Raw genomic sequence first — 12,275 nt, 5'->3', positions numbered from 1 at the left:
AGGAATGCGGACGCGCGCGGGGTGATCCACATATCGTGGTCCTCATGTCGAACCGAGCGGATACCGCGCGCCCGGGAGGCCGGGCCGCCGCCGTCGCAGCGACGCTGCTGTGCGGGGTGATGCTGGTGTTCGCCTACTTCAACAAGGCGCGCTGCGCGGTCGGCCCGTTCGACGCCGACGGCCGCAGCGAGGTGTTCGACAAGATCAAGGACGCCGAGGTCTGCTACTCCGACATCCAATTCCTGTGGCTCGGCCGCAGCATCAACGAGCACGTCTTTCCCTATGTCAGCGGCGGCATCACCCCGGACGGCACGCTGACCGGCGGGGCGGTGGAATACCCGGTACTCAGTGGACTGCTGATGTGGCTCGGTGCGGCGGGTGCCACCGACGATGCCGTATTCCTGCTGCACTCGGCGCTGCTGCTGGCCCCGTTCGCGCTGCTGACGGCGTGGATGCTGGGCAGGCTGTCCGGTCCGGCCGCGCTGTTGTGGGCGGTCGGACCGCCGCTGCTGCTCTACGCTTTCCACAACTGGGAGTTGCCGGTCGTGTGGACGTCGGTGGCGGCGATATATGTGGTCACCGCGTTGACTCGATATTCGTTGCGGGCCCGGGCGATCGCGGCCGCCGTGCTGCTGGGCGTCGGGTTCTGTCTGAAGCTGTATCCGGGCATCTTCGTGCTGCCGCTGCTGATCTACGTGCTCACCCGCGGCGACGGACGCGGCGGCGAACAGCGGGCGGAGGACGGGCCCCGCGGTTACGACGTGCGCGGCGCGCTCGCGGTGGCAGGCGCGGCGGCGGCCACGGTGGTCGTGATCAATCTGCCCTTCGCCCTGGCCGGTTACGAGGGCTGGCGCGCCTCGATCACCTTCCAGCAACTGCGGCAGGCGGACATCACCACCAATTCCATCTGGTACTGGGGATTGCGACCGCTGTTCGGCGAGGCTCCGGGCGGTGAGGAGTCGTTCCAGGAGGTGGTGTCGGCGGCGTCGCCGGTGCTGGTGCTGGTGTCGTTCCTGCTGGCGGTGTGGCTGGGCTGGAAACGCTACAGCGCGGGCGCGGCGTTCCCGTGGGTCGGGGTGAGCGGCGCGATGCTGTGTGGCTTCCTGCTGTTCCACAAGGTGCATTCTCCGCAGTACACGCTGTGGCTGATTCCGTTCCTGGTGCTGCTGCGGGTGCCGTGGACGGCGGTGGGCGGGTACCTGCTCGCCGACGCCGCGATCGGGGTAGGGGTCTTCCGCTACTTCTATGCCCTGGGGTCGGGCGAGCCCGCCGACATCGAAAAGCATGTCGTGCAGTTCGGCGTATGGGGCCGGGCGTTGCTGCTCGTGGTGTTCTTCTTCGTGTTCGTGTGGGCCGAGCCGCGCGGTCGCCGTCGCGAACCCGCACCGGTGCCCAATTACCCACGCGGCGAGCTGGTTTCGGTATTCCGCTGACACCCGCTCGCACCCGATGCCCGGGCGGAGGATGCGCTACGACCCGCCGTGCCGGGCGCGGAAGGCGGCGCTTTTCGCGCGATTGCCGCAGCGGGCCATGTCGCACCAGCGCCGCGTGCCGCCGCGCGAGGTATCGACATACAGGCGCGTGCAATTGTCGCGGCCGCACTGCTTGATTCGCTCGCGGTCGGGGCCGCCGAGGAGTTCGACGGCCGAGCGTGCCACCGCCGCGAGGGCCGCGTCCACACCGCCGGTGCGGCGCACGGTGTGGTCGGACAGCAGCGTGACCAGTGGCAGCTGCCCGGCTGCGGTGTCGTTGACGAGTGCGCGGTCGGATTCGCCGGACGGCTCGCCGCGGATTGCGGCCAGGGCCAGGCGGTAGACGGCCTCGCGCACCGCCACGGCGCGACGCAGGGCGGTCTCGTCGCACTCGGGGACCGCGTCGAGCAGGTCTGCCGCGATCAGCCAGCGGGCCAGAGCCGCCGGTGTGGCGAGCCGATCCCGATAGTCGGTGGTCCGGGCGGCGACCGTACCGGCGAAGTCGAGGGCCGCGTTGCCACTGACGAAGGTGAACACATTCCCGATAGTAACCACCTTGACAGGTTACGTCCGAGACTGCGACGGTAGTAACCGGTTCAGGTGGTTACCTCGGGAGGTCCGGTGCAGAATCGTCTGATGGACACGGCCGCACCCGCGGCCTTCGTCGTCATGTGGAGCAGCGCGTTCATCGCCGGAATCATCGGCGTGGGCGCGGCGCCGCCGTTCCTGGTGTTGTTCGTCCGATTCGCCGCGGCGGCGGTGGCGCTGGCGCTGTACGCGCGGTTCGTGGGTGCGCGGTGGCCGCGCGGCGCGCAGTGGGGGCACGCGATCGTGGCCGGGCTGCTGATGCAGTTGATCCAGTTCGGCGCGTTCTATACCGCCATGGCAGAACATGTCTCGGCGGCGGTGATCTCGCTGGTGCAGGGGCTGAACCCGGTGGTGATCGCGTTGTTCGCGGGGCGCGTGCTGGGGGAGACGGTCACTCCCCGGCAGTGGCTCGGCTTCGGAATCGGTGGCGTGGGAGTCGGTTTGGCCGTCGCGGACCAGTCCGCCTTCTCACTCGCGGGACTGCTGCTGTGTGTGGGTGGATTGCTCGGGTTGAGCCTGGGCACCGTCTATCAGAAGCGCTTCACGCCGGATATCGACTCGCGCAGTTCGACGGCCGTGCACGTGCTGGCCAGCGCGCCGGTCGCGGGGTTGATCGCATTGACGCACAACGACTTCCACGTGGCCGATCCGGGCCGATTCGCCGGTGCCATGGTCTGGATGGTGCTGATCAACTCGATGGGCGCGTTCCTGCTGCTCAACGCTATGCTGCGGCGGTGGGACACCACCCGGGTGGGCAGGTTGTTCTTCGCCACGCCCGCCGTCACCGCCGTCATGGCCTGGCTGCTGATCGCACAACCGTTGCGGCCGTTGACGATCGCGGGGCTCGGGGTAGGGGTACTCGGCATGGTCCTGGCGTCCCGGCGCGCCGGCCGGAAGGACTCCCGAGGCGCGGCCGAGAACGACACCCGGTACGCGGCAGAGTCTGTCGCGAGCCGATGACCGACACCGGCCCACATGACCGTCCGGCCCGAAGGCCGGCGGGCTCAGTCGGCCGGGCAGCCCTCGGCCGCGCGGATCACACCGTCGAGGACCTCCCGGGCGCGGTGCATATCCTTGATACAGGCGTCGATACGGGCGCGCTCGGCGGTCAGCGTCTCGGTCAGCCACGGCGTGGCGAGCGCGCTGGGCGTTCCGTCGGTGTCGTGGATGCAGGGCAGCATCTCGGCGATCGTGCCGCTGTGCAGGCCCGCGGCGAACAATTCCTGAATGCGGACCACGCGGTCGACCGCCGATTCCGGGTAGTCGCGCTGGCCGCCGGGAGTGCGGGTGGCGGCCAGCAGGCCGCGGCTCTCGTAGTAGCGCAGCGACCGGACGCTCACTCCGGTGCGGCGCGCCAGTTCACCGATTCGCACGGCTCCCTCCTTGCACCTCACATCAGTGTCAGGTTTTACGGTACCCGCATGAAGCTGCTGACCGAATACCATGCCGGACGCCTCACCCTGCCGAACCGGGTGGTGATGTCGCCGATGACCAGACTGCGCTCGCTCCCCGACGGCTCACCGACCGCCGATGTCGTGGACTACTACACGCAGCGCGCGACGGCGGGACTCATCGTCACCGAGGGGATCTGGCCGCATTCCAGCGGGCAGAGCGAGGCCTGGGTGCCGGGCCTGCAAACCCCCGAGCACGTGGCGGCCTGGCGGCGGGTCACCGAATCGGTGCACGCCGCCGGCGGCCGAATCTTCGCCCAGCTCATGCACGGTGGGCGCAAGGGCCATCCGCTGGCCCGCATCGACGGGTCGCTGCCGGCCGGACCGTCGGCGGTGTCCGACGAGGACGTGCTGCACCTCATCGACGGTGGAAAGGCGAAATCGCTCGTCCCACGCGCCATGTCCCGGGCCGAGATCGTCGCGGCCGTGGAGCATTACGCCGCGGCGGCGCGCAATGCCGTCGACGCCGGGTTCGACGGTGTCGAAATCCATGCCGCCAACAGCTATCTGGTGCACCAGTTCCTCGCCGACAACACCAATCTGCGTGACGACGAATACGGCGGCGCACCGGTCAATCGGATGCGGTTCGCGCTGGAGGTCACCGATGCCGTTGTGGCTGAGGTGGGTTCGCATCGCACGGGCATCCGGCTCTCGCCGGGGAACCCGCAATTCGGTATGAGCGAGCGGAATCCGGCGCCGCTGTACCGCATGCTGGTCGCCGAACTCGACCGCCGCGACCTGGCCTACCTGCATCTCACCGACAACGACGACTACCCCGCGCTCGCCGACCTGCGCCCGCGCTGGCACGGCACGCTCATCGCCAATGTCGGCGAGAACCGCGCGCCCACCTCCGCCGACGCCGCCGAACGCACGCTGCGTTCGGGCCACGCCGACCTGGTCTCGTTCGGCCGCGCCTTCATCGCCAATCCCGATCTGGTGCACCGGATCACGCACCAGCTGCCCTTGGCGCCGATCCGTGAGCACGTTCTCTACGGCCGCACGGCCGAGGGCTACACCGACTACCCGATCTGGGACGCCGCGGTCACCTCCGCCGCCTAGCTCACTGCCAGCGGCCCAGCAGCCGGTTCACTTCCGTGTTCAGGGTGCGCTGCAGGAACGGGCCGAAACTGATTCGGGCCACGCCGAGTTCGGCGAAGGTCTTCGGGTCGTCCTGGTCGGGCAGGCCGATCGCGTTGACCGGCAAGGGCAGTTCGGCGCAGAGTCGGCGCTGGTCGCCGGGCTCGTGGCGGCCGACCGGGTACAGCACGTCGGCGCCGGCCTCGGCGGCCAGGCGCAGCCGGGCGATGGCGCGATCGAGACGGTCCCCGGCGTCGCCGATCTGGCGCAGCAGCAGATCGGTGCGAGCGTTGATCACCACGTGCACGCCGGACGCGTCGGCCGCCTGCCGCAGCGCGGCGACCAGGTCCGCGTGCTCCTGTGGTTCGCGCAGCCGACCGCCCTCGGCGTGCACGCTGTCTTCCAGGTTGAAGCCGACCGCGCCCGCCTCCAGCAGTCCCTCGATCAACCGCGCCGGCTCCTGGCCGTACCCGGATTCCAGGTCGACGGAGACGGGAATGTCCACGGCAGAGGTGATTTCACCGACCCGGCGGAGGACGTCGGCGGCGAAGTCCATCCCCTCCTGATCGGCCTTGCCGACCGAATCCGCCAGCGGGTGGCTGCCGATGGTCAGCGCCGCGAACCCGGCCTCCTGCACCAGCCCCGCCGACCAGGCATCCCACACCGTCGGCAGCACCGCCGGATCGCCGGGCCGATGCAGAGCCAGGAACGCTGCGGCCTTGTCGCTGAGTGTCGTCATGACCATGATCATTCCAGGTGTCGCGGTGCTGCCGCCGCCGCAGGTGGGGCAGAAGTCGGGCGGGGGCGCAGGGCCGTGGGCAACCAGGGGAGCAGTGGGTCGGCCGCACGGTCCAGGACGCCGCCGACCGGGTCGTCCACACCGTCGCGGCGCACCGGATCCTCGGCCGGGCGGTAGATCTGGCGAATGATCAACGCGCACAGGCCGATCACGGCCAGATCGCGCAGCACGACCGTGCCGGTGAACCACTGCTCGGGCACGCCCTTCTTGTCCGTGCCCAGGTAGTAGTACATGCGCGGGAACCACACCAGGGCGTCGATCGTCATCCACGCCAACAGGATTCGCCGATGCGGCAGCGCCAGCACCGCCAGCGGCACCAGCCACAGCGAGTACTGCGGACTCCATACCTTGTTGGTCAGCAGGAACGCCGCCACCACCAGAAAGATCAACTGCGCCACCCGCGGCCGCCGCGGCGCGGTCAGCCCGATGTACCCGATCGCGGCGCAGGCGGCCACGAACAGCGACAGCGACACCAGGTTCAGCACGGTCGGCGTCTGCGACGGCTGCAGCGGCCCGTCGAAGCCCGCCCACCCGGTGAACGACGTGACGACGTTGTAGATCGAATCCGGGTCGGCGTGACGTTCGGTGTTGAGCCGGAAGAACTCTCGCCATCCGTTCGGGAACGGCACCAGAATGGGCAGGTTCACCAGCAGCCAGGAGGTGGTCGCCGCGCCGACCGCCAGCCCGGCCGAACGCAGCGGGCTCAGTTGCGCGTCGGCGAGATACTCCCGCAGGCCCTGCCACGGACCCGCGCGATGCCGCAGTCGTTCGCGCAGCCCGGTCATCCGGTGCCGCCCGTCGCAACGTAGGCACAACACCAGGATCGGGCCGAGCAGCAGCAGCGGATACAGCTTCGCCGCGCCGCCGAGCCCGAGCAGCACGCCCGCCAGCACCGGCCGCCGCCGCGCCCAGGCGAGCAGGCCCGTCGCCGCGAAAGCCGTTGCCAGCGCGTCGAAATTGGTGAACGCGTGCACCAGCACCAGCGGCGAGGCCGCCACCAGCGCCGCATCCCACACCCGGCGCCCGGACAGCCGCGCCGAGGCCCACACGGTGACCAGCCACGCCATCGCCAGACCCACCACGGCGACATTGAAATACACCACCACCGGCAGCGCTCCGGGCAGCCGCAGCTGCTCCCACGCGGTGGCGACCTCCATCGCCGCGTACTGGTACAGACCCGACAGCACCGGATACTCCATGTACCGGGCCTGCGGCTTGCCGTCGGAACCGAATTCGGTCCACTGCTTCTTGTAGGGGAAGGCGCCCTCGTCGAGGTGCTCGGCACCGTAGAGCGGCACGGTGTCCGAGTAGCACATGGCCACGTACTGGCGGCCGTTGTTCCAGTCCAGGGTGAGGCCGCCCTCGCCGTCGGACGTCTGCTGGATGCAGCCCGCCTTGCCCGCCCAGCCCAGCGCCAGGAACACGACCGCGATCGCCAGCAACACCCGCAGCGGCGTCCAGAACCGGGTGCGTCCGATCAGCGCGTGGTGACCGACCGGTCCGCCGATGACGGTGGACAACTGCGAGGTCAGCGAGTCGGTCCGGCTCGGCTTGTCCCGCCGGTCGGCCGACCTCGAATCCGGTGCCACCGGCGCCGGAGACGCGTAGCCACGGACGTCGTCGGGGCCGGCGTCTCCGGTGGCCGGAGGGTTCACCAGTTGCTGCTCGATCACGCCGTCCGAGGCTACCGTTGCCGCGGTGACGTACCGTTCCCTGTCCCCTGCTGATTACCTTCCGGGGCGCTCGGTTCTCCGGACGGCGCGACCGGCTGTCCCGGTAGCGGACCCGCGCCCGAGTCCTGTTGCTGCCCTTGGCCTTGCTGCTGTTGCTGTTGCTGCAAGCGCTGGTTGGGCGCCAGGCCCGGCACCGGGATGGTGATGCCCGGCAGGATCTCCACCTGCGACGGGGTCACAACCACCGGCGGGACGTACTCCTGCGTCGTCGAGGGCGGGGTGTAGGCGGCAGTCCACGACGGCACACCCGCCTGCCCGGCGATCGGCGCCGGCTTGGGGAAGTTCACGTTGGGGGTGCCCTTCAGGGCGCCGTCCATGGTGTCCTTCCAGATGTCCGACGGCAGGCCGGAGCCGTAGATCATGGCGCCGCTGGAGTTGCGCAGCTTCTCGCCCTCCTCGGTGCCGACCCACACCGCCGTGGACAACTGCGGTGTGTAGCCGACCATCCAGGCGTCGCGGTTCTCGCCGGTGTCGCCGAGCTGGGCGGTACCGGTCTTGGCCGCCGAGGCGCGCCCACCGGCCAGGTCGTGGTGGCGCGACCAGCCGGCGATCGGCTGCATCGCGGAGGTCACGTTGTCGGCGATGGCGGCGGGGACGCGCTGCTCACCGGCGACCTCGCCGCGGTCGAGCAGGACCTGCCCGTCGGCGGTCACGACCTTGGAGATGAAGTGCGGCTTGTGGAAGACGCCGGAGGCGGCCAGCGTGGCGTACGCCGAGGCCATATCCAGCGGCCGGGCCTGGTACTGACCCAGGACGATGCCGTTGTTGGGCGGGCCGCCGTCGGGGTCGACCAGCGACTTGCCCACGCCCGGGATCGTGTCCGGGATGCCCAGCTTGTGCGCCATGGCGGCGATCTTCTGCGGGCCGGAGTTCTGGCCCATGTCCAGCTCCATGCGGTAGAAGCTGGTGTTCAGCGACCGCTTGAGGGCCTCGGCGATGGTGCAGGTGCCGCACTGCTCGCCCTCGACGTTGGTGATCTTGATGCCGTTCACCGTCAGCGGCGAGCTGTCGTACATCGTCGAAAGCGGTTTGCCCAGTTCGAGATTCGCCGCCAGGCCGAAGACCTTGAACGACGAACCGGGCATCAGGCCCGCGTTGGCGAAGTCGTAGCCCTGGCCGTTCTCGCCGCCGTAGTAGGCGCGCACCGCACCCGTCTTGGGATCGACCGACACCACCGCGGTGCGCAGGTTCTCCGGCTCGCCCTGCATGTTCTTGCGGGCGGCGTCGACGGCGGCCTGCTGCGCCTTCGCGTCGATCGTGGTGGTGATCTGCAGGCCCTCGGTGTTGAGCTGGGTGTCGCTGATACCGGCCTCGGACAGCTCGTTGAGCACCTGTCGCTTGATCAGTCCCTCGGGACCGGAACCGGCCGATTCCTCACCTGCCTTGGCCGACGGCTGCACCTGCGGATACACCATGCCCTTGCGCTGGGCGGCCGGGAGCGAGCCCGCGCCGACCATGCCGTCGAGGACGTAGTTCCAGCGCGCCTCGGCGCCCTTCGGGTTGTTCTCCGGGTCCAGGCCGTAGGGCTGCTGGATGGTGGCGGCCAGCATCGCGCCCTCCTCGACGGTCAGCTCCTGGACCGGCTTGTCGAAGTAGGCGTGGGCCGCCGCGTCGATGCCGAAGGTGCCGCGGCCGAAGGGGATGGTGTTGAGATAGGCGGCGAGGATGTCGTCCTTGCTCCACTGCCGCGCCATCTTGGCCGAGATCACCAGCTCGCGCATCTTGCGGCTGAGCGAGCGCTGGTTACCGACCATCGAGTTCTTGACGTACTGCTGGGTGATCGTCGAACCACCACCGGCGCTCTCCTTGCCCAGCACGTTGTCGCGGGCGGCACGGGCGAAACCGGAGATGGAGAAGCCGGGGTTGGTGTAGAAGTCCCGGTCCTCGGCCGCGATCACCGCGTTGCGCACGTGCGGCGGGATCTGGTCGATGGTGACGTCGGTGCGGTTGCCGTCGTCCGGCACGATCTTCGCGAGTTCCGAGGTGCCGTCCGAGGCGAGGATCGAGGCGACCTGATTGGTTTTGAGATCGCCCGGCTGGGGTACCGAAACGGTGGTGTACGCGACCAGGAAGACCGCGCTCGGCACCACGATGGCGAGCGCCACCAGCACATAGAGCACGCGCCGCACGATCCGCCACGGCGATTTCTTCTTCGCCTGCGGGCGGCGGCCGCCGGGACCCGAGCCGCCGCTGCCGCCGTTCTTGCGGGGCGGCGGACCGGACGGCGGGGCGCCGTCCGCCGCGCGGTGCCCGCCGGTGACCGGGCGGCTGCCGTCGCGCGTGGGGCGGGGCCGGGTCGCCGTGCCGGAACGCTGATTGCGCTGGGCGACAGCCTCACTCAGCGAGCCCGCCGAGATCTTCTTGGTGGACTGGTCGGGCCGGCTCATCTTCTGCGTGGCGCGGGCCGGGTCCACCGGCATCGGGCCGGAACGCGGCCCCGGCGGCGGGCCCGGACGGCGGGGCGGCTGGCCGCCCGGTCCGCGTGGCGGCTGCGGACCGCGGGGCTCGCCCTGCGGCGGGGGTCCGGGACGGCGGGGCGGTGGCCCGCCGCGCGGGGCGGGGCCGGGACCCTGCCCCGGACGGACCGGCGGTAGCGGACGCCCGGGCGGTGGGCCGGACGGCCGCGGCGGCGGATAGCCGCCCGGCCGCGGTTGCGTGCCGCGTGGGGGTCGCTCACCGTGGGGGCCATCGTCGTGGGGCGAAGTCACAGCCTGGATCTCCATAACTCGAAACGGTCCGGGTAGCTCGTTGCGATCGTTGCGCTGTTCGATTGGGGATCGAAGCGGGAGCCTACGCGGTCACGCACGCTGCCTGCTACGCCTCCCGGCGATCGATCGCGGGCGGGCACACCTGTGCTCCGCATTTCAGTCGGCGGTGCCCATCACTCGGCGGCGGTCCGCCGGGTACCGGTACGCCGACGAGGCGTCGGCGAGTGCCCGAGCACGTAGGACTGCACCAGATGATTCCAGCTGCAGGTTCGGCACACCTCGACGACGTGCACCGTGAACTCCTCACGGGACTCGGCCAACCGGACCAACTCCTCGGGCGTGCGGGCCGAACCCGCCACCGGGCCCAGCCCCTCGCCGTAGACCCACGATACGAGAGTCAACTGCTCTTTCCTGCAGATGGGGCATGTGACCTCGCTCCCCCGCCCGTGGAACTTCGCCGCCCGCAGCAGATACGGGTTCGCATCGCACACCTCGGCGACGCCCACTCGGCCCGCATAGACGTCGGCCAGCAGCGACCTGCGCCGGAGCGCATAGTCCACTACCTGCCGCTGAATTCGCACGCATCCCAGAGTAGCGGGGACACCCGACACGCGCTGCCGCGCTGTTCGATGGAATGCCCCGGGTACGGGTGGGCTCAACGCCGTCCGACCGCTCGGTTTTCCTGTCGGCCTCTCACTCAATGTATCGGTGCGATATAGTTTGGAATCGCATCTACCGGTTAGATCTGCAGACAACAGTCAGGAGGTGAGGCCCGTGCTCGAACTCGCGATTCTCGGGCTGCTCCTGGAGTCGCCCATGCACGGCTACGAGCTGCGCAAGCGGCTGACCGGCCTGCTGGGACCGTTCCGAGCCTTCTCCTACGGTTCGCTCTACCCGACCCTGCGCCGCATGCAGGCCGACGGGTTGATCGCGGAGGAGAGTCCCGCCGGCGCGGTCACGCGACGGGCGCGCCGGGTCTACCAACTGACCGAACCGGGTCGAGAGCGCTTCAGCGAACTACTCGCCGACACCGGTCCGCAGAACTACACCGACGACGGCTTCGGCGTTCATCTCGCCTTCTTCAGCCGCACCCCCGCCGAGGCGCGGATGCGGATCCTCGAGGGCAGACGACGGCAGGTCGAAGAGCGCCGAGAAGGTCTGCGGGAGGCGATCAAACGGGCCAGCGGAACCCTGGATCGCTATACCCGCCAGCTCCACCAGCTCGGGCTCGAATCAAGCGAGCGCGAAGTGCGCTGGCTCAACGAGTTGATTGCAGCGGAGCAGTCAATGAAGGCGGCACCACAGAAAGAGGGAAATATCGGCCATGAGTGATGTCAACACGGCTGAGCACGGCGCGAGCGCCGCATCCGACACCGAGATTCGCGTGGCCATCGTGGGTGTGGGCAACTGCGCCTCCTCGCTGGTCCAGGGCGTGCAGTACTACAAGGACGCGGACGAGAACGCGACCGTCCCCGGCCTCATGCACGTCAAGTTCGGCCCTTACCACGTGCGCGACGTGAAGTTCGTCGCCGCGTTCGACGTCGACGCCAAGAAGGTCGGATTCGACCTGTCGGACGCGATCTTCGCCAGCGAGAACAACACCATCAAGATCTCCGACGTGCCGCCGAGCGGTGTCGGTGTGCAGCGTGGCCCGACGCTGGACGGCATCGGCAAGTACTACGCCGAGACCATCGAGCTGTCCGACGCCGAGGCCGTCGACGTGGTCCAGGCGCTGAAGGACGCGAAGGTCGACGTGCTGGTGTCCTACCTCCCGGTGGGTTCCGAGGAGGCCGACAAGTTCTACGCGCAGTGTGCCATCGACGCCGGTGTCGCATTCGTGAACGCGCTGCCGGTCTTCATCGCCTCCGACCCGGTCTGGGCGAAGAAGTTCGTCGACGCCGGTGTCCCGATCGTCGGTGACGACATCAAGAGCCAGGTCGGCGCCACCATCACCCACCGCGTGATGGCCAAGCTGTTCGAGGACCGCGGCGTGCAGCTGGACCGCACCATGCAGCTCAACGTGGGCGGCAACATGGACTTCAAGAACATGCTCGAGCGGGAGCGGCTGGAGTCCAAGAAGATCTCCAAGACCCAGGCCGTCACCAGCAACCTCAAGAAGGAGCTGGGCGCGGGCGACGTGCACATCGGCCCGTCCGACCACGTCGGCTGGCTCGACGACCGCAAGTGGGCCTACGTGCGGCTCGAGGGCCGCGCCTTCGGCGATGTGCCGCTGAACCTGGAGTACAAGCTCGAGGTGTGGGACTCGCCGAACTCGGCGGGCATCATCATCGACGCCATCCGCGCGGCCAAGATCGCCAAGGACCGCGGCCTCGGCGGCCCGATCCTCCCGGCCTCGGCCTACCTGATGAAGTCCCCGCCGAAGCAGATGGCCGACGACGTCGCCCGCGCGGAGCTGGAAACCTTCATTGTGGGAGCGGAATAGGCAG

At 69.4% G+C, this 12,275-nt stretch carries 11 protein-coding genes; 5 read left to right on the top strand and 6 right to left on the bottom strand.

Going from position 1 to position 12,275, the window contains the following annotated elements:
- Nucleotides 1-44 precede the first annotated feature (44 nt).
- Entirely contained in the window at nucleotides 45-1,433 is a 1,389-nt protein-coding gene (locus NWFMUON74_RS34555) for a glycosyltransferase 87 family protein (RefSeq protein ID WP_187685868.1), read from the top strand.
- 36 nt (nucleotides 1,434-1,469) lie between these two features.
- Here NWFMUON74_RS34555 and NWFMUON74_RS34550 read toward each other — a convergent pair whose 3' ends face one another.
- A complete protein-coding gene (locus tag NWFMUON74_RS34550; RefSeq protein WP_232110746.1) occupies nucleotides 1,470-2,027 on the bottom strand; it encodes a CGNR zinc finger domain-containing protein in 558 nt (185 codons plus the stop codon).
- A gap of 81 nt (nucleotides 2,028-2,108) precedes the next feature.
- On the opposite strand from NWFMUON74_RS34550, the gene NWFMUON74_RS34545 reads away from it, so the two are divergent.
- On the top strand, nucleotides 2,109-3,020 hold the full coding sequence (locus NWFMUON74_RS34545) for a DMT family transporter (RefSeq protein WP_187685867.1): 912 nt from the start codon (nucleotides 2,109-2,111) through the stop codon (nucleotides 3,018-3,020).
- A 44-nt stretch (nucleotides 3,021-3,064) separates the two neighbouring features.
- On the opposite strand, the gene NWFMUON74_RS34540 is transcribed toward NWFMUON74_RS34545, so the two are convergent.
- Nucleotides 3,065-3,433 (bottom strand): MerR family transcriptional regulator, encoded by a 369-nt coding sequence (locus NWFMUON74_RS34540; RefSeq protein WP_187685866.1) that lies wholly within the window; start codon nucleotides 3,431-3,433, stop codon nucleotides 3,065-3,067.
- 48 nt (nucleotides 3,434-3,481) lie between these two features.
- Between NWFMUON74_RS34540 and NWFMUON74_RS34535 the strand changes: the two genes are divergently transcribed.
- Nucleotides 3,482-4,570 (top strand): alkene reductase, encoded by a 1,089-nt coding sequence (locus NWFMUON74_RS34535; protein WP_187685865.1) that lies wholly within the window; start codon nucleotides 3,482-3,484, stop codon nucleotides 4,568-4,570.
- Nucleotide 4,571: 1 nt separating this feature from the next.
- On the opposite strand, the gene NWFMUON74_RS34530 is transcribed toward NWFMUON74_RS34535, so the two are convergent.
- From NWFMUON74_RS34530 to NWFMUON74_RS34515, 4 genes are all read right to left on the bottom strand, one after another.
- Nucleotides 4,572-5,327, bottom strand: coding sequence for an isocitrate lyase/PEP mutase family protein (locus tag NWFMUON74_RS34530; RefSeq protein WP_187685864.1), 756 nt, complete (start codon nucleotides 5,325-5,327; stop codon nucleotides 4,572-4,574).
- 8 nt (nucleotides 5,328-5,335) lie between these two features.
- A complete protein-coding gene (locus tag NWFMUON74_RS34525; protein WP_187685863.1) occupies nucleotides 5,336-7,060 on the bottom strand; it encodes a glycosyltransferase family 87 protein in 1,725 nt (574 codons plus the stop codon).
- 11 nt (nucleotides 7,061-7,071) lie between these two features.
- Entirely contained in the window at nucleotides 7,072-9,540 is a 2,469-nt protein-coding gene (locus tag NWFMUON74_RS34520) for a transglycosylase domain-containing protein (RefSeq protein ID WP_187685862.1), read from the bottom strand.
- 461 nt (nucleotides 9,541-10,001) lie between these two features.
- A complete protein-coding gene (locus NWFMUON74_RS34515; protein WP_425300483.1) occupies nucleotides 10,002-10,409 on the bottom strand; it encodes a DUF5318 domain-containing protein in 408 nt (135 codons plus the stop codon).
- 193 nt (nucleotides 10,410-10,602) lie between these two features.
- On the opposite strand from NWFMUON74_RS34515, the gene NWFMUON74_RS34510 reads away from it, so the two are divergent.
- Nucleotides 10,603-11,160: a PadR family transcriptional regulator gene (locus NWFMUON74_RS34510; protein WP_187685861.1), complete on the top strand. Its 558-nt coding sequence runs from the start codon at nucleotides 10,603-10,605 to the stop codon at nucleotides 11,158-11,160.
- Complete coding sequence (locus NWFMUON74_RS34505) at nucleotides 11,153-12,271, top strand: inositol-3-phosphate synthase (RefSeq protein ID WP_187685860.1); 1,119 nt, start codon at nucleotides 11,153-11,155, stop codon at nucleotides 12,269-12,271. Before NWFMUON74_RS34510 ends, NWFMUON74_RS34505 begins: the two co-directional genes overlap by 8 nt.
- Nucleotides 12,272-12,275: the final 4 nt, after the last annotated feature.

The sequence above is a fragment of the Nocardia wallacei genome (assembly GCF_014466955.1).
GTDB classification, from domain to species: Bacteria; Actinomycetota; Actinomycetes; order Mycobacteriales; family Mycobacteriaceae; genus Nocardia; species Nocardia wallacei.
The sequence above is the reverse complement of the archived record's forward strand: the minus strand, read 5'-3'. Positions and strand labels throughout refer to the sequence as shown.

What these genes read in the sequence shown, in the direction of transcription:
- NWFMUON74_RS34555 (WP_187685868.1), top strand. Translation starts at nt 45, where the DNA reads ATGTCGAACCGAGCGGATACCGCGCGCCCGGGAGGCCGGGCCGCCGCC.
- NWFMUON74_RS34545 (WP_187685867.1), top strand. Translation starts at nt 2,109, where the DNA reads ATGGACACGGCCGCACCCGCGGCCTTCGTCGTCATGTGGAGCAGCGCG.
- NWFMUON74_RS34535 (WP_187685865.1), top strand. Translation starts at nt 3,482, where the DNA reads ATGAAGCTGCTGACCGAATACCATGCCGGACGCCTCACCCTGCCGAAC.
- NWFMUON74_RS34530 (WP_187685864.1), bottom strand. Translation starts at nt 5,327, where the DNA reads ATGACGACACTCAGCGACAAGGCCGCAGCGTTCCTGGCTCTGCATCGG.
- NWFMUON74_RS34520 (WP_187685862.1), bottom strand. Translation starts at nt 9,540, where the DNA reads ATGCCGGTGGACCCGGCCCGCGCCACGCAGAAGATGAGCCGGCCCGAC.
- NWFMUON74_RS34505 (WP_187685860.1), top strand. Translation starts at nt 11,153, where the DNA reads ATGAGTGATGTCAACACGGCTGAGCACGGCGCGAGCGCCGCATCCGAC.